At 45.5% G+C, this 13,390-nt stretch carries 18 protein-coding genes; 11 read left to right on the forward strand and 7 right to left on the reverse strand.

The window, feature by feature from the left end:
• The first annotated feature begins 55 nt into the window (after nt 1-55).
• Nucleotides 56-1,096 carry a sialidase family protein gene (locus tag HZF10_RS00780; RefSeq protein WP_176004254.1) on the forward strand — a complete coding sequence of 347 codons (1,041 nt, stop codon included), beginning with the start codon at nt 56-58 and terminating at the stop codon, nt 1,094-1,096.
• A gap of 36 nt (nt 1,097-1,132) precedes the next feature.
• On the opposite strand, the gene HZF10_RS00785 is transcribed toward HZF10_RS00780, so the two are convergent.
• From HZF10_RS00785 to HZF10_RS00805, 5 genes are all read right to left on the reverse strand, one after another.
• The gene (locus HZF10_RS00785; RefSeq protein ID WP_176004255.1) at nt 1,133-1,588 is read right to left on the reverse strand and encodes a sensor of ECF-type sigma factor; all 456 of its coding nucleotides are present in this window, start codon (nt 1,586-1,588) and stop codon (nt 1,133-1,135) included.
• 6 nt (nt 1,589-1,594) lie between these two features.
• Nucleotides 1,595-2,017 (reverse strand): hypothetical protein, encoded by a 423-nt coding sequence (locus tag HZF10_RS00790; RefSeq protein WP_176004256.1) that lies wholly within the window; start codon nt 2,015-2,017, stop codon nt 1,595-1,597.
• A gap of 24 nt (nt 2,018-2,041) precedes the next feature.
• Complete coding sequence (locus tag HZF10_RS00795; protein WP_246282410.1) at nt 2,042-2,581, reverse strand: RNA polymerase sigma factor; 540 nt, start codon at nt 2,579-2,581, stop codon at nt 2,042-2,044.
• Nucleotides 2,582-2,651: 70 nt separating this feature from the next.
• Nucleotides 2,652-3,755 (reverse strand): SRPBCC family protein, encoded by a 1,104-nt coding sequence (locus HZF10_RS00800; RefSeq protein ID WP_176004257.1) that lies wholly within the window; start codon nt 3,753-3,755, stop codon nt 2,652-2,654.
• A gap of 81 nt (nt 3,756-3,836) precedes the next feature.
• Complete coding sequence (locus tag HZF10_RS00805; protein ID WP_176004258.1) at nt 3,837-4,025, reverse strand: hypothetical protein; 189 nt, start codon at nt 4,023-4,025, stop codon at nt 3,837-3,839.
• A gap of 79 nt (nt 4,026-4,104) precedes the next feature.
• On the opposite strand from HZF10_RS00805, the gene HZF10_RS00810 reads away from it, so the two are divergent.
• On the forward strand, nt 4,105-4,500 hold the full coding sequence (locus tag HZF10_RS00810; protein ID WP_176004259.1) for a pyrophosphohydrolase domain-containing protein: 396 nt from the start codon (nt 4,105-4,107) through the stop codon (nt 4,498-4,500).
• A gap of 99 nt (nt 4,501-4,599) precedes the next feature.
• Here the strand turns inward: HZF10_RS00810 and HZF10_RS00815 are convergent, their stop codons facing one another.
• On the reverse strand, nt 4,600-5,667 hold the full coding sequence (locus HZF10_RS00815) for a branched-chain amino acid aminotransferase (protein ID WP_176004260.1): 1,068 nt from the start codon (nt 5,665-5,667) through the stop codon (nt 4,600-4,602).
• Nucleotides 5,668-5,941: 274 nt separating this feature from the next.
• Between HZF10_RS00815 and HZF10_RS00820 the strand changes: the two genes are divergently transcribed.
• The 5 genes from HZF10_RS00820 to HZF10_RS00840 all read left to right on the forward strand — a co-directional run bounded on the left by HZF10_RS00820 (nt 5,942) and on the right by HZF10_RS00840 (nt 8,551).
• Complete coding sequence (locus tag HZF10_RS00820) at nt 5,942-6,571, forward strand: DUF4920 domain-containing protein (RefSeq protein WP_176004261.1); 630 nt, start codon at nt 5,942-5,944, stop codon at nt 6,569-6,571.
• Complete coding sequence (locus HZF10_RS00825) at nt 6,568-7,032, forward strand: hypothetical protein (protein WP_246282411.1); 465 nt, start codon at nt 6,568-6,570, stop codon at nt 7,030-7,032. The genes HZF10_RS00820 and HZF10_RS00825 overlap by 4 nt, the downstream gene beginning before the upstream one ends.
• On the forward strand, nt 7,032-7,694 hold the full coding sequence (mnmC2, locus tag HZF10_RS00830; protein WP_176004262.1) for a tRNA (5-methylaminomethyl-2-thiouridine)(34)-methyltransferase MnmC2: 663 nt from the start codon (nt 7,032-7,034) through the stop codon (nt 7,692-7,694). Before HZF10_RS00825 ends, mnmC2 begins: the two co-directional genes overlap by 1 nt.
• 257 nt (nt 7,695-7,951) lie before the next feature.
• Nucleotides 7,952-8,149: a hypothetical protein gene (locus HZF10_RS00835; protein WP_176004263.1), complete on the forward strand. Its 198-nt coding sequence runs from the start codon at nt 7,952-7,954 to the stop codon at nt 8,147-8,149.
• Between the two features lie 207 nt (nt 8,150-8,356).
• On the forward strand, nt 8,357-8,551 hold the full coding sequence (locus tag HZF10_RS00840; protein WP_176004264.1) for a hypothetical protein: 195 nt from the start codon (nt 8,357-8,359) through the stop codon (nt 8,549-8,551).
• A 135-nt stretch (nt 8,552-8,686) separates the two neighbouring features.
• Here HZF10_RS00840 and HZF10_RS00845 read toward each other — a convergent pair whose 3' ends face one another.
• Nucleotides 8,687-9,628, reverse strand: coding sequence for a LysR substrate-binding domain-containing protein (locus tag HZF10_RS00845; protein WP_176004265.1), 942 nt, complete (start codon nt 9,626-9,628; stop codon nt 8,687-8,689).
• 95 nt (nt 9,629-9,723) lie between these two features.
• On the opposite strand from HZF10_RS00845, the gene HZF10_RS00850 reads away from it, so the two are divergent.
• From HZF10_RS00850 to can, 4 genes are all read left to right on the forward strand, one after another.
• Nucleotides 9,724-10,203: a Dps family protein gene (locus HZF10_RS00850; protein WP_176004266.1), complete on the forward strand. Its 480-nt coding sequence runs from the start codon at nt 9,724-9,726 to the stop codon at nt 10,201-10,203.
• A 111-nt stretch (nt 10,204-10,314) separates the two neighbouring features.
• On the forward strand, nt 10,315-10,620 hold the full coding sequence (locus tag HZF10_RS00855) for a hypothetical protein (protein ID WP_176004267.1): 306 nt from the start codon (nt 10,315-10,317) through the stop codon (nt 10,618-10,620).
• 60 nt (nt 10,621-10,680) lie between these two features.
• Complete coding sequence (locus tag HZF10_RS00860; protein WP_176004268.1) at nt 10,681-12,360, forward strand: SulP family inorganic anion transporter; 1,680 nt, start codon at nt 10,681-10,683, stop codon at nt 12,358-12,360.
• Between the two features lie 38 nt (nt 12,361-12,398).
• Nucleotides 12,399-13,043, forward strand: coding sequence for a carbonate dehydratase (gene can, locus HZF10_RS00865; protein ID WP_176004269.1), 645 nt, complete (start codon nt 12,399-12,401; stop codon nt 13,041-13,043).
• Nucleotides 13,044-13,390: the final 347 nt, after the last annotated feature.

Here is a 13,390-nt window from a genome sequence, read left to right on the forward strand (position 1 = left end):
TTCCGCAACCCGATTTTTTGACTAACTTTAGGTACGAAAGTTACCCCATTCCAATATGAAATATCTTACAGCATTTTGGCTAATGTTCTTGTTTTTTGCAGGAAACACAAACCGTTCGACCGCAGTCCAATACACGAAGGTCCAAATCGACACTTTGTTCGCCGGAAACTTTTCGAGCCGCGCGATCCTTATCGACGGGAATAAAATCTGGTACGGAGCCGACCGTTCGCGTTACGGTTATTACGACCTCGAAACCAAAAAGAACGTATCGAAGTCGTTTTCTCCGGATACGCTCGAATTCCGCAGCATCGCATCCACATCCAAAAACATTTTTCTGCTCAACGCCGGAAGCCCTGCATTTTTGCTCAGGGTTGATAAAACTTCAGGAAATGCCGAAGTCGTGCACAACGATCCCAACAAAAAGATTTTTTACGACAGCATGCGCTTCTGGAACGAGTCGGAAGGCATTGCGATGGGCGATCCCGTCGAAAATTGCCTGAGTGTGCTCATTACAAGGGATGCCGGAAATTCATGGGAGAAAATCCCGTGTTCCAAATTGCCGAAAACCGAAGAAGGAGAAGCCGCTTTTGCCGCCTCGAACACGAACGTCATCGTAAAAGGGACGAATACCTGGATCGCAACCGGCGGAAAAAAAGCGCGTGTGCTGTTTTCGCCCGATAAAGGCAAAAGTTGGTCGATTTACGATACGCCGATCGTCAGCGGTAAATCGATGACCGGAATTTTCACCGCCGATTTCTACGATGCCAAAACCGGAATCGCAGCCGGTGGCGATTACGAACGCCAGAACCGCAACCAGGAAAACAAGGCCGTCACGCATGACGGTGGCAAAACCTGGGAATTGATCGCCGAGAACAAAGCGTTCGGATATGCTTCCTGCGTACAATATGTTCCGCATTCGAAAGGCTTGGGAATCGCAAGCGTCGGCGCTTCGGGTTTATATTATTCGGCCGATGGCGGAAAGGAGTGGAAGCAACTGCACAACGATTATTCGCTTTTCACGATACGCTTCAAAGACGACAGCACTGCTTTTGCTGCAGGAAAAGGCAAAATAGTCCGCATCCGTTTCAAAAAATAAGGAGCCTAAATAAGACTCCTTTTGTTTGCTTGGTTTTTAATCGCGTTTCTTTCTGTATTGCTGCAACAGTTTTTTATTGAAGTCTTCCTCGGCTTTTTTGAGTTTGATGATTTTTAACGGACCGATTACCGGTTTCAAATCTGATATCAGCTTTTTCTTCAACTGATAGAGTTCGGCTTCGGTGCTTTCCATTTGTGCGAGCAGCGCCGAAGCTTCTTTTTCGCTCATTTTTTCGATGGCTCCGTCGTCCATGCGTTTGCGGAAAGCGCCCATTTTTTCCTTGCGGAGTTCGAATTGTTTGTCGTCGAAGGCATTGTAGATCGGCCAAAATTTTTCGGCTTCATCCGACGTCAGCTGAAGCTGTTCGGTGATGAACGCCACTTTAAGTGTTTTGATCTGCTCTTTCTTCTCCTTCAAAAGTCCTCCGCCTTGTGCAAAAATGCCATACGAAATCAGGACGAGCAAAAGCGTTAAGATGTTTTTCGTTTTCATATCGTCTTATTCTGTTATGATGTGTTCGATGTTGTTTCCGTAAAGTTGGTATTCTATGGCTTCATCCGAAACCGGCAATTCGCTTTGTTCCTGTAATTTCTGGATATCTTCAGGCTCGAGAACCGTAAGCAAATCGAATTGGTTGAGTCCCGATTCGTACGCAAGATAATGCTCAAGCGCCGCGTCTTCTATATTTTCGGATGGTTTGGTGAGCAAATTGTACAACGGGATCATCAATGCGAGCACCAGAATAGCGGCGACCGCGTAAATGGTTTTGCGATGGCGTGTAAAAAGCGGAATCACTTTGGGTTCCGTTGCCATAAGTCGCGCCATGACTTGGTCTTCCAATCCGTCGAAATAACCGTCGGGCGTTTTGAAGCCGCTGTCGTGGCGAGGTCCGTTCTCTAAATCGAATGAGTTCATATGCATTTGACTTTTAATTTTACACAGGGTTTAATTTCCCTTTACGTATTCTTCTATTTTCTTGACCGCATGGTGATAGGACGCTTTGAGCGCGCCTACCGAGGTGCCGAGTACATCCGAGATGTCTTCGTATTTCATTTCCTGGTAATATTTCATCTTGAACACCAATTGCTGTTTTTCGGGCAATAAGGCGACCGCTTTCTGGAGTTTGAGTTCGATTTCGGATCCGTCGTAATGGATGTCGGCCTGCAGGTTCTCGACCATTTTCGATTGCAAAGCCTCGCTGCCGATACCGCTTTTACGCGCTTTCTGGTTCAAAAAAGTGATGGCTTCGTTGGTCGCGATGCGGTACATCCACGAAAACAATTTGCTTTCGCCCTTGAACCCCGAAAGGAACTGGAAAACCTTCACGAATGTGTTCTGCAACACGTCGTCGGCATCGTCGTGATCGATCACGATGCTTCGGATATGGCTGTACAACGGACGCTTATACTCATGCATAAGCTGCCGGAACGCCTCGTTTTGCGTCTTCGGGTCGAGCAATCGTTTTATGAACTCCTGTTCTTCCAATTTAGCGATTTGTGGGTTAGAATAGGATTTTGGGCGAAGGTTTAATCGCGGTCGGATGTAAAAAACAGCATCACTGGATCGAGAATTCGTCCGTGCTGTTTTCGGCAGGTTTTGGCTCGACGGGTTGTCGCGTGACGGCCGGTTTCGGTGGCTGCGCGATCGATCGTATCGGAAAATAGATGTGCGTTACCCATTTTGACGGGCTTTTCGTGTCTTCTATGTTTTTGTTGAGCACTTCGATCACACGAATGTTCGGATCGCGTTCGAGTTTGGCTTTCGAAATATAATCCGAAGCGCGTTGCCAAGCCTCGGGTCGGTGCGAATAATCGCCGTTGAGCGTGACTTTGATCGACTTCATCGCATCGAATTCCCCGAATGAAATGTCGCTTCCGGGAGCCGTCCTGATTTCGTCCTTTACCGGCATACATACCGAAAAGCGCGTCAATCCGTTTGCCGTATCGTACGAATGATAAAGGATAAAAGGTTTTCCGTAAGCCGAAATGTCGTTTTTGCGAAAGAAGAACTGCATTTTCGAAAGCATGATGCGCATGTTTTTCGGAGCGTTCGCGATCGTGCTTAAAATGGTCTTTTTCAGGAATTTCGAGCCGCTTTTGTACACCGTTCCGTTTTCTGAAATCGAATAGGTGTTGACTTCGTAAACCAGCGTCTTGTCGAGATTGGCAAGGCTTTGCTCGTTCATCGCGCCCAACATCCGCTCGAGCCCGCCTTTTGCCACCGATTGCACTTTGTACCAGAAGTTGACTTTTCCTTTGGTTTTCCAGGTGACTTTGGTGCCGCCGACCACATCTTCGAATTTCCATGAGATTTCCGATGGCGAACCGTTGAATTCCATCTTCTGGAACAAACTGTCGTTGTCTTTTGCGAAATAAGTGGCTATTTTTCCTTCTCCGTCGCCCGATTTCCATGAAGCCGAACCGCCTTTTCCCGAAGTGACCGCCGGAAAGGTGAATTTAGCCGAAGCGTCGTCTTTTGCCCAGGCGATGAAATTTTCCCAGTTCCTGAAATCGTTCACATAACCATAGACGACGGAACGCGGCGATTTCACGACGCGCGAAGAAACGATCTCGTAATTACCTTTCTGGGTCGCGACGAAAACGGTCACACCCACTAAAGCGAGTACGATGAGCAGGAAAATATATTTGAGTATCCGCATAGGAAAGGCAGGTCGTAGATTGTGGGTTAAAGTTATGAAACCGATTCCAAAACAAAAACCGATTTGGCTTTACGCCAACAATTAATGCTTGAGGTAATATTTGATCGCGAACAAAGCGGCGACGAACAGCAAGAATACGATCAATACACGGTAACTGCCTTTGTACATCTTATTGTGAAGCGCGGCGTCCCTTCTGTACATAACGATCGCGGCGATGATGAAGCACACTAAAAAAAGCCCTGCGAAAATGAGTTGACCTCTTGAAAACATTGTGTATAAATTTGTCGCAAATGTAGCCAAAGCAAAGCAGTAACGACCTATTTTGCACTTGAAATTAAACGTTACGACCATGCAGAAACAACTCAATTCAGTCAAGGAATTCCACACGGCTTTCGGGCTCGGATATGCCGAATCGCCACGCGGTGATTTGGGCGAAAGCAAGAACATGCTGCGCTTCAATCTGATGAAAGAAGAAAATGAGGAATATTTGGAAGCCGTCCAGAACGACGATGTTGTCGAAATCGCCGACGCTTTGGGCGACATGCTCTATATTTTGTGCGGAACGATCATCGAACACGGCCTTCAACATAAAATTGAGGAAGTTTTCGACGAAATCCAGCGCAGTAACATGAGCAAATTGGGTGAAGACGGAAAACCGATCTATCGCGAAGACGGGAAAGTGATGAAAGGCCCGAATTATTTCAAACCCGATTTTTCGAAAATCCTCGAAAATATAGCATATTGATTATTGACATTATTTATTGCTGATAGAACACAAAATGAAAATCCCGGTTTTGACCGGGATTTTTTTATAGGAAATAAAAAAATAGCAATAAAGAATAGATCAAACTTTCACCATCCATCCGAAATCATCAGTTTCCAAACCATATTGAAGGTTGGTCAATTTTTCCTTGAGTTGAGAAGCGAACGAGTTTTCGACTTTCGGAAGTTCGTAATACGTATCGTCATAACTGAATCCGACAATAGGATTGACTACCGCGGCCGTTCCGGCTCCGAAAACTTCTTTGAGCGAACCGTTTTTGGCAGCATCGACAAGTTCCGAAACCAAAACCGAACGCACGTCTACGTCGATTCCTTGTTTTTTCGCGATTTCGATCAAACTTTTTCGCGTGACGCCGTCTAGAATCCTTTCACTCGTCGGTGCCGTGTAAAGCGTATCGTTGATGCGGAAGAACACGTTCATCGTTCCGGCTTCTTCCAATTTCGTGTGCGTGGCGTCATCCGTCCAGATGATTTGCTGGAAACCTTTTTCGTTGGCGAGTTTTGTCGGATAGAACTGTGCCGAATAATTACCCGCCGCTTTTGCCGCTCCGATTCCACCGTTCGCCGCACGACTGTAATGGTCGGCGATGATGACTTTCACTTCTCCCTGATAATACGATTTTGCAGGCGAAAGGATGATCATGAAACGGTATTGTGTAGAAGGCGCGGCCACGACTCCGGAACCGATCGCGATCATGAACGGACGTATGTAAAGCGTATTTCCTTTTCCTTTTTTGACCCAATTGCGCTCCAAATCGATGAGTTGTTTCATCCCGTCGATGAAGATCGAAGACGGGATTTCGGGCATGGCCAAACGCTCCGCCGATTTGTTGAAACGGTCCCAATTCTGGTCGGGGCGGAACAACCAAACGCTTTCGTCTTCGTGTTTATAGGCTTTCATGCCTTCAAAAATCGCCTGTCCGTAATGGAAAACCTTAGCCGAAGGATCGAGTAGGAAAGGCTCGTACGGTTTTATGACGGGCTTTTCCCACGCGCCGTTGCGAAAATCGCAGGTCAGCATGTGGTCGGAAAAAATATTCCCGAAAACCAGGTTCTCGAAGTCTACGGTATCGATTTTAGAAGAAGAAGCCTTAACTATATCGATTTCGTTCGCGGTATTTATGCTCATTCCGTTTTGGTTTTGAACGGATTTTAAAATTCAATCCACTGAATTTCAGAGTGTTGAAAATAAAATCCAGATTTTTTTGTTGACACCATCGTCAGCGGGCTAAAATACTAAAAATCGAAATCATAAAAAATGGGCATCCAAATATTTATAAACGTTTATGAACATGGTTTGACCCGAAACGGCGGGCATTCGCATTAACCCGTTAAATTATAGCGGCTTGTTCGAAAAACTGTTTATTTTTGCCCAAACTGAAAAAACGCAAACGATATATATTATGAAAAAAGTAGTGTTGTTATCGGCTGTATTCCTTGCTTTTGCAGCTTGCAAGCAAGAAAGTAAACCGGCACCGGACCAGCCTGTGGAAACTCCCGCGGACACGATCAAAAAAGACACCGTCGCGCAAATCACGACAAAGGAAGGCAAATTGCTAGCCGTGAATTTCACTGCGAGAACCGCGGACGCACGTTTCCCGGAAATCCTGACGACCGAACAACAAGAGCCGAATTATAAGTCTTTCGGAAAGAAAATCACGTCCGATAAGGCTTTGTCCGATGCGGCCATGCTCAAGAAATATCAAGGCTTGAAAAAAGGCGATACGATCCAGATCAAATTCAAGTCGAAGGTTTCGAGCGTATGCAAGAAAAAAGGGTGCTGGATGAAAATGGATCTTCCGCAAAAGAAGAACGCATTCGTACGCTTTAAGGATTACGAGTTTTTCGTTCCGCTGAATGCCGATAATTCGACCGCAATCGTAAGCGGGAAGGCATACATCGACGAGGTTTCGGTTGCCGAATTGAAGCATTACGCCAAAGACGGCGGCAAATCGCAGGAAGAAATCGACAAAATCAAGGAACCGCAAATCACTTACGCTTTCATGGCCGACGGCGTTCTTTTGGCTGAATGATGCGTTACCTGATTGCCACATTTGCTTGTGCGTTATTGGTTTCATGCGGTTCCAAGGAATCAAGCGATAACCAAAGCGCTGTCGATTCCGTTGCCGTTGCCAAAGATTCCGCTTCGGGGAAGAAGTTCGAGATGTACGAGATGTCTGAGATGGCGATGCTCATGGAGCAGATGTACGTCGACAACAACCGCTTGAAGGAAAGGATCAAGAACGGCGATACCATTGGCGCGTTCCCGAACCATTTCATGAAAATCCACAGCGCGGTGATGACCGATCCGAAAGAGAACGACGATTTCTTCAAGGAAAAGGCGGCGGCGTTCATCAAGGCGCAGGAATTGATCTATAAGGACCCGAAAAACGCCCAAAAGCACTTCAACGACGGCGTAGATGCATGCGTGCAATGCCACGAAGTCAAATGCGCCGGACCGATTACAAGAATCAAGAAACTTTACATCAAATAGTGAAACGCGAGATCATCCGCACGGCCGACGGCTCAACGACGATCCATTTGCCCGATTGGGGCGAGTCGTACCATTCCAAACACGGTGCGATCCAGGAAGCGTATCACGTATTCATAAAAAACGGGCTTTCGCTTTTCGAGGGAAAGCCCGTTTCTATTCTGGAAATCGGGTTCGGCACCGGATTGAACGCCTTCATTACGTTTCTTGAATCGGAAAGTAAAAACTTCAAAATCGATTATGTCGGGGTGGAAGCCTATCCTATCGAAGCGTCCGAAGTCGTTTCGATGAATTATGTCGATGAACTCAAGGCGTCCGATCATTCGCCGACGTTTGCAACAATGCACGAATCGGATTGGGAAATACCGATCGCTATTTCGCAAAATTTCACATTGACCAAGCGCAAACAATTCTTCCATGAAATCGATGACGTCGATCAATTCGATCTTATTTACTTCGACGCATTCGGTTATCGCGTGCAGCCCGAACTTTGGAGCACCGAAATCTTCACCAAAATGTTCACGGCGCTCAATCAAAAAGGCGTTTTGGTCACTTATGCGGCGAGAAGTCCTATAAAACGTGCCATGACAGAAGCAGGATTTACCGTAGAGAAATTGGCCGGACCACCGGGAAAACGTGAAATGTTTCGAGCTGCGAAACATTAGAATCCTTTTTCAAATGTTTCGGGCAGTAAAACAGTAGAATGTCGTTCACTGTTAAATAAGAAAATTCCGAATTTTGGATTTTATGATTTTTTTAGCATTTGATATTCTTTAGATGGCTAAAATTCAGGCGTAAGACAAAATTGTTGAAAAATCCATTGTTAATTAACAAAGCTCTTTTGCAATTTGAAAGGAAATTTTTAGTTACATTTGAGAGAACCAACAATCAGTTTTACCCAATAATAACGTTCAAACACAGTATGAAGAGAACCATGTTTATTTACACAAAAGAGATTCTGGAAAGAGTCAGTTTTGATCCTTCACTGTTCCTTAAAGAACTGCAAAAAGCATTAAAAGTATTACTTCCCTATGAGGTCGAACAATTAAAAGAGTGGCTGGTAGGATTTACGGTCGAAAAGCCCGAATTGAAACCCTGCCTGTCCTACGTTAACAAATAAAACTAAAGGAGCTTAAACGGCTCCTTTTTTTATTGCTCTATATTATTTTTTTTGTAGGATTTTACTTTTTTATTTTATTAAAAAATGTATTTCATCGATGTTTTAAACACTTTGTCGGTTATTTTTTGACTTTTTCTTTGGCTATAACGATTTAGTTTTCTAGTTTTACTTCAAGTTCTTACTAAGATAAACCCTAAATCTTACGTTATGCCGCGAATGATCTACGATTACACCAAAAACGTTCTCGAGCGGGTAAGTTTTGACCCGAAGTTGTTCGTAAAGGAGCTGAGGAAAGCGCTCAAAGCGTTGCTGCCTTACGAACTCGAGATGCTAAAAAAATGGTTGGACTATTTCACGAACCAAAAACCGGAACTGAAACCGTGTCTCACCGTAATCCAATAAAAAAGGAAGCCCGCAAGGCTTCCTTTTTTATTTGGAATGCTTACTGCGCCAGTCTTCGATTTTTTTCTTGGCCTTACGGGAATTGTAAAGCACGAACAGAAAGCCGATTCCAAGAGCGATCAACATTGGACTAAATTATTTCTTCGGAAGCGGGCTTATGATTTCCACATTCTGGAAAACGATCGCGCCTTTTATCACGCCTGCAATCGTCGAACGCAACGCTTCGATAATATGGATCTTGAGTTCTGTTTTGGGAAATACCAGACTCACTTCTCGCGAAGGTTTCGGATCTTCGAAATGATGCAGCTTTTTCTTGTCGGATTCCTTGAGATCTAATGTATGAAGATACGGTAGGAGCGTGGTGCCCAGACCTTCGTCGGCCAATTTGATAAGGGTTTCGAAACTGCCGCTCGCAATCGTAAAATGCCCGTTCTCGTTAAGGTCGGATCGCTTGCAAAGATTGAGGATACCGTCGCGGAAACAGTGTCCGTCCTGAAGCAGCAGGATCTCGTCGATATTCAAATCGGATATTTCGAGTTCTTTCTTTTGTGCGACCGCATGGCCTTCGGGAATATACGCCACGAAAGGTTCGTAATAGAGCACGATTTCCTTGAGTTTTTCCTCTTGCAAAGGCGTGGCGGCTATCGCTGCGTCGAGATGGCCGTTCTTGAGACGCGTGATGATTTCCTCGGTGTTCAATTCTTCGATCACCAATTTTACTTTCGGATATTTCTTGATGAAATTATTGAGGAACATCGGCAGCAACGTCGGCATGATCGTCGGGATGATCCCAATGCGGAATTCGCCACCCACAAAGCCTTTCTGTTGATCGACGATATCCTTGATGCGTGTCGATTCGTTTACGATGTTCTTGGCCTGAGTCACGATTTTCTGGCCGATGTCGGTCAATTGGATCGGTTTTTTGCTGCGGTCGAAAATCAAAACGCCGAGTTCTTCCTCGACTTTCTGGATCTGCATCGAAAGCGTGGGTTGGGTCACGAAGCACTTTTCGGCGGCAAGCGTGAAGTTCTTGTGTTCGGCAACCGCGAGTACATATTGTAATTGAGTGATGGTCATCTATTGAAATTTGTGATAAAAATAAGGAAACCATCATTTTTTATTATCGAAAATTGCGGTAATTTTCAGGTACGAAACATAAAAATCTTAAAAGCATGAAAACCAATATGTTAGGGTTGCCGATTGCCGAATCCGAAAAGATCGTCAAGGAACTCAATACGTTACTGTCGAATTTCCAGGTCTATTACCAGAATTTACGCGGCATCCATTGGAACATCCGCGGTAAGCGTTTCTTCGATCTTCACGTGAAGTTTGAGGAATTGTACAACGACGCCCAACTTAAAATCGATATGATCGCCGAACGCGTGCTTACCATCGGCGGCACGCCTTTGCATCGTTTCGAAGATTACCTGAAGCACAACCAACTCGAAATCGGGCACAACATTTCTAAAGATGAAACGGCTGTTCAGTTGATCGTTTCTTCTTTGACGGATCTGCTCAAAATCGAGCGCGACATCCTCAAGAAAACCGCCGAAATCGGCGATGAAGGCACGAATTCGATGATGTCCGACTTCATATCCGAACAAGAAAAAACGATTTGGATGATGAATGCGTGGCTCGAAGAGTCGATATAAGTTATCAACGAAAACGTTTGAGGCCTGAAACCGCAAAATTCGCGGTTTCAGGCTTTTGCGTTTTAGCCGTTAAATTTATTTTAAATTAATCTTGATTACGTTTGCAAAACCATGTCTACCGTCTATTTTTGCGACATGAGAGCGATCGTAAGACTTGTTTTGCTGATGTTCGTGTTTTTCCTTTCCACGCCGACGATTGTCAGCGTGATCAAGAAATCGTGCGATACTTCCTGCATTTTCAACATGTCTGAAGAGGAGCTCGCGCATAAGGAAGTCAAGGCCGAACTCAAGTGCTATTTTCCTTATCATTTGCCTGTGGCGGTAGAGGAAACGATCCAACCTGTCGCGGCAAAACCCATCGATATGGTCGATTCGTTTTCGGCCCGTATCCTGATCCCGCCTCCAGAACTGGTTTAATACATATAGCCCGGATGACGCAAAGTGCGTTCGTCCTCACATTGTATTAAATTTCAGGTCATGACAAAAAAGACAAATATTTTTGCATACCTCAAGTCCGATTTTGCATCGGGACTCGTGGTATTCCTCGTGGCGCTTCCCTTGTGTTTGGGAATTGCGCTTGCTTCGGGCGCTCCGCCGCTTTCTGGCATCATCGCCGGTGTAATTGGCGGTATCATCGTCGGTTTTTTGAGTAAATCGCATTTGAGCGTTTCGGGTCCGGCGGCCGGTCTTACGGCTATCGTATTGACGGCGATTACGGATTTCGGTGCTTTCGACGTGTTCCTGCTTTCGGTCATCATCGCGGGATTGATCCAACTCACGCTCGGATTCCTTAAAGCCGGGACGATTTCCAATTATTTTCCGAACAACGTCATAGAAGGCATGCTCGCCGGTATCGGCGTGATCATTATCCTCAAGCAAATTCCGCACGCCGTGGGTTACGACGCCGATTTCGAAGGCGACCAGGCGTTTGTTGAAACCGACGGATCGAATACGTTCTCATCGATTTTCGGGGCTTTGGATTATGTACAGCTCGGATCGATCGTAGTCACGTTGGTGTCGCTGGCGATACTGATTTCTTGGGACAAGATCGATTTCCTCAAAAAACTCAAACTCGTTCCGGGCGCATTGGTCGCGGTAATCACGGGTATTGCGCTCAATCAGATTTTTATCGCTACGGGAAGCAGCCTCGCGATTTCGGGCGATCATTTGGTTTCGCTGCCGGTTCCGAAATCGATTGGTGACTTGGCCAATTTTGTGACGCTTCCGGATTTTTCGGCTATCGGAAACTCTAAAGTCTGGATTACGGGCGCGACGATTGCCGTTGTAGCTTCAATCGAAACCTTGCTCTGTATCGAAGCCGCCGACCGTATGGACGTGCAAAAACGCTACACCGACACGAACAACGAACTCAAGGCCCAAGGTATCGGAAACCTTATCAGCGGTATGATCGGCGGTTTGCCTATGACTTCGGTCGTAGTGCGTACTTCGGCCAATAACAATGCCGGTGCGAAATCGAAAATGTCGACGATGATACACGGTGTTTTGCTGTTGATCTGCGTACTTTCGATCCCGATGGTACTCAACCTGATCCCGTTGGCTACGTTGGCGGCCGTGCTTTTGCTTGTCGGATACAAACTTGCGAAACCTGCCACGGTATTGCACTTTTGGCATCAAGGCAAATATCAGTTCATCCCGTTCATCGCGACATTGATAGGCGTGGTGTTCACCGATTTGCTCAAAGGAGTTGCCATCGGATTGGCGATCAGCGTCATTTTCATCTTACGCGGGAACCTCAAGCGCGCCTACAATTTCCGCAAGGAACAATACGCCGACGGAGACGTGATCCACATCGATCTTGCGCAGGAAGTCTCGTTCCTCAACAAGGCGGCGATCAAGGCTACGCTTAGTGAAATCCCAGAAAATTCGAAAGTGATCATCGATGCTTCGGATACGGTTTACATCGCACACGACATCCTCGATTTGATCCACGAATTCAAGACGACCCGTGCCGTAGACGAAAATATCCGCTTACGCCTCAAAGGTTTCAAAGAGGCCTATAACCTTGAAAATTCAGAGGAAATCCTCAACAAGGTGAGCGTGCATCATCGCGAGGAAGCCGTAAAAAGATTCGAGAACCAACAGCTGCGCAAAAGCGAATTTGCAGAAGCCGCCGACGTTCTCGACAGGAATGACTAACTTTAAACCAAATTACAAACAGAAAAATATCCTAAAAAATGGAACAAGATTTTTATAAAAAGATACTAGACAATAACAAAAAGTTCGTAGAAGAAACGTTAAAAACCGATCCTGATTTTTTCAATGATCTTGCAAAAGCGCAACATCCGCCGTTGCTTTGGATCGGATGTTCAGACAGCCGCGTTCCCGCAAACCAGATCACGGGCACTAAACCGGGCGAAGTTTTCGTTCATAGGAATATCGCGAACATGGTCATCCACAGCGACATGAACATGCTCAGCGTGCTCGATTATTCGGTCAACGTTCTGAAAGTCAAGCATGTGATCGTATGCGGACACTACGGATGCGGCGGCGTGAAAGCGGCTTTGGGCAACCAGTCGATCGGAATCATCGACAATTGGATCCGTCATATCAAGGATGTGTACCGTTTGCACCACACTTATTTGGATTCGATCGTCAATGAAGAGGAACGATTCAATAAATTTGTCGAAATTAACGTCAAGGAGCAGGTTTTCGATTTGGCGAAGACGTCGATCGTACAGGCTGCCTGGAGAAACGGCCAGGATTTGACACTTCACGGATGGGTTTTCGGACTCAACTCAGGATACGTGACCGATTTGGATGTGACGCTTACATCTGAAAAGGATCTCGATAGCGTTTACCAGTTGCAATTCAAAAAGTAACTAGGTAGTTAAAAGTGACCCTTGGGCCGGACAGAAGTGTTCGGCTCTTTTTTTAGAACTCCTTTTTACAGTTGAAGATTGGCTGCAAAATCATCTTTTTCGCCCATTTTTCTGGTTTTCCTCGTTACGTAGCGCTGCTATGCGCCTCGAAAAACCAGAAAACTGAACAAAAAATCTTGATTTTTCGCTTCAATCTTCAACTGTAAAAATGAGTTCATTTTGACTCTGCTTAGCCACGAATAGCACTAATGTCACTAATTCGTATTGGTTGATTCCTATTAAGTTCGAGATATGAAGAAGAAAGTTTTCAATCAGTTTTGGAAATTCGTGAATTCATGTAATTCGTG

This window comes from Flavobacterium agri (assembly GCF_013401995.1).
Taxonomy (GTDB): Bacteria; Bacteroidota; Bacteroidia; order Flavobacteriales; family Flavobacteriaceae; genus Flavobacterium; species Flavobacterium agri.

Bases quoted from the DNA above. Each gene is read 5' to 3' on its own strand.
- HZF10_RS00820 (WP_176004261.1), top strand. From the start codon at position 5,942: ATGAAAAAAGTAGTGTTGTTATCGGCTGTATTCCTTGCTTTTGCAGCT.
- HZF10_RS00840 (WP_176004264.1), top strand. From the start codon at position 8,357: ATGCCGCGAATGATCTACGATTACACCAAAAACGTTCTCGAGCGGGTA.
- HZF10_RS00810 (WP_176004259.1), top strand. From the start codon at position 4,105: ATGCAGAAACAACTCAATTCAGTCAAGGAATTCCACACGGCTTTCGGG.
- HZF10_RS00835 (WP_176004263.1), top strand. From the start codon at position 7,952: ATGAAGAGAACCATGTTTATTTACACAAAAGAGATTCTGGAAAGAGTC.
- HZF10_RS00800 (WP_176004257.1), bottom strand. From the start codon at position 3,755: ATGCGGATACTCAAATATATTTTCCTGCTCATCGTACTCGCTTTAGTG.
- HZF10_RS00850 (WP_176004266.1), top strand. From the start codon at position 9,724: ATGAAAACCAATATGTTAGGGTTGCCGATTGCCGAATCCGAAAAGATC.
- HZF10_RS00825 (WP_246282411.1), top strand. From the start codon at position 6,568: ATGATGCGTTACCTGATTGCCACATTTGCTTGTGCGTTATTGGTTTCA.
- HZF10_RS00780 (WP_176004254.1), top strand. From the start codon at position 56: ATGAAATATCTTACAGCATTTTGGCTAATGTTCTTGTTTTTTGCAGGA.
- HZF10_RS00845 (WP_176004265.1), bottom strand. From the start codon at position 9,628: ATGACCATCACTCAATTACAATATGTACTCGCGGTTGCCGAACACAAG.
- HZF10_RS00815 (WP_176004260.1), bottom strand. From the start codon at position 5,667: ATGAGCATAAATACCGCGAACGAAATCGATATAGTTAAGGCTTCTTCT.
- can (WP_176004269.1), top strand. From the start codon at position 12,399: ATGGAACAAGATTTTTATAAAAAGATACTAGACAATAACAAAAAGTTC.
- HZF10_RS00805 (WP_176004258.1), bottom strand. From the start codon at position 4,025: ATGTTTTCAAGAGGTCAACTCATTTTCGCAGGGCTTTTTTTAGTGTGC.
- HZF10_RS00785 (WP_176004255.1), bottom strand. From the start codon at position 1,588: ATGAAAACGAAAAACATCTTAACGCTTTTGCTCGTCCTGATTTCGTAT.
- HZF10_RS00860 (WP_176004268.1), top strand. From the start codon at position 10,681: ATGACAAAAAAGACAAATATTTTTGCATACCTCAAGTCCGATTTTGCA.
- HZF10_RS00790 (WP_176004256.1), bottom strand. From the start codon at position 2,017: ATGCATATGAACTCATTCGATTTAGAGAACGGACCTCGCCACGACAGC.
- HZF10_RS00855 (WP_176004267.1), top strand. From the start codon at position 10,315: ATGTCTACCGTCTATTTTTGCGACATGAGAGCGATCGTAAGACTTGTT.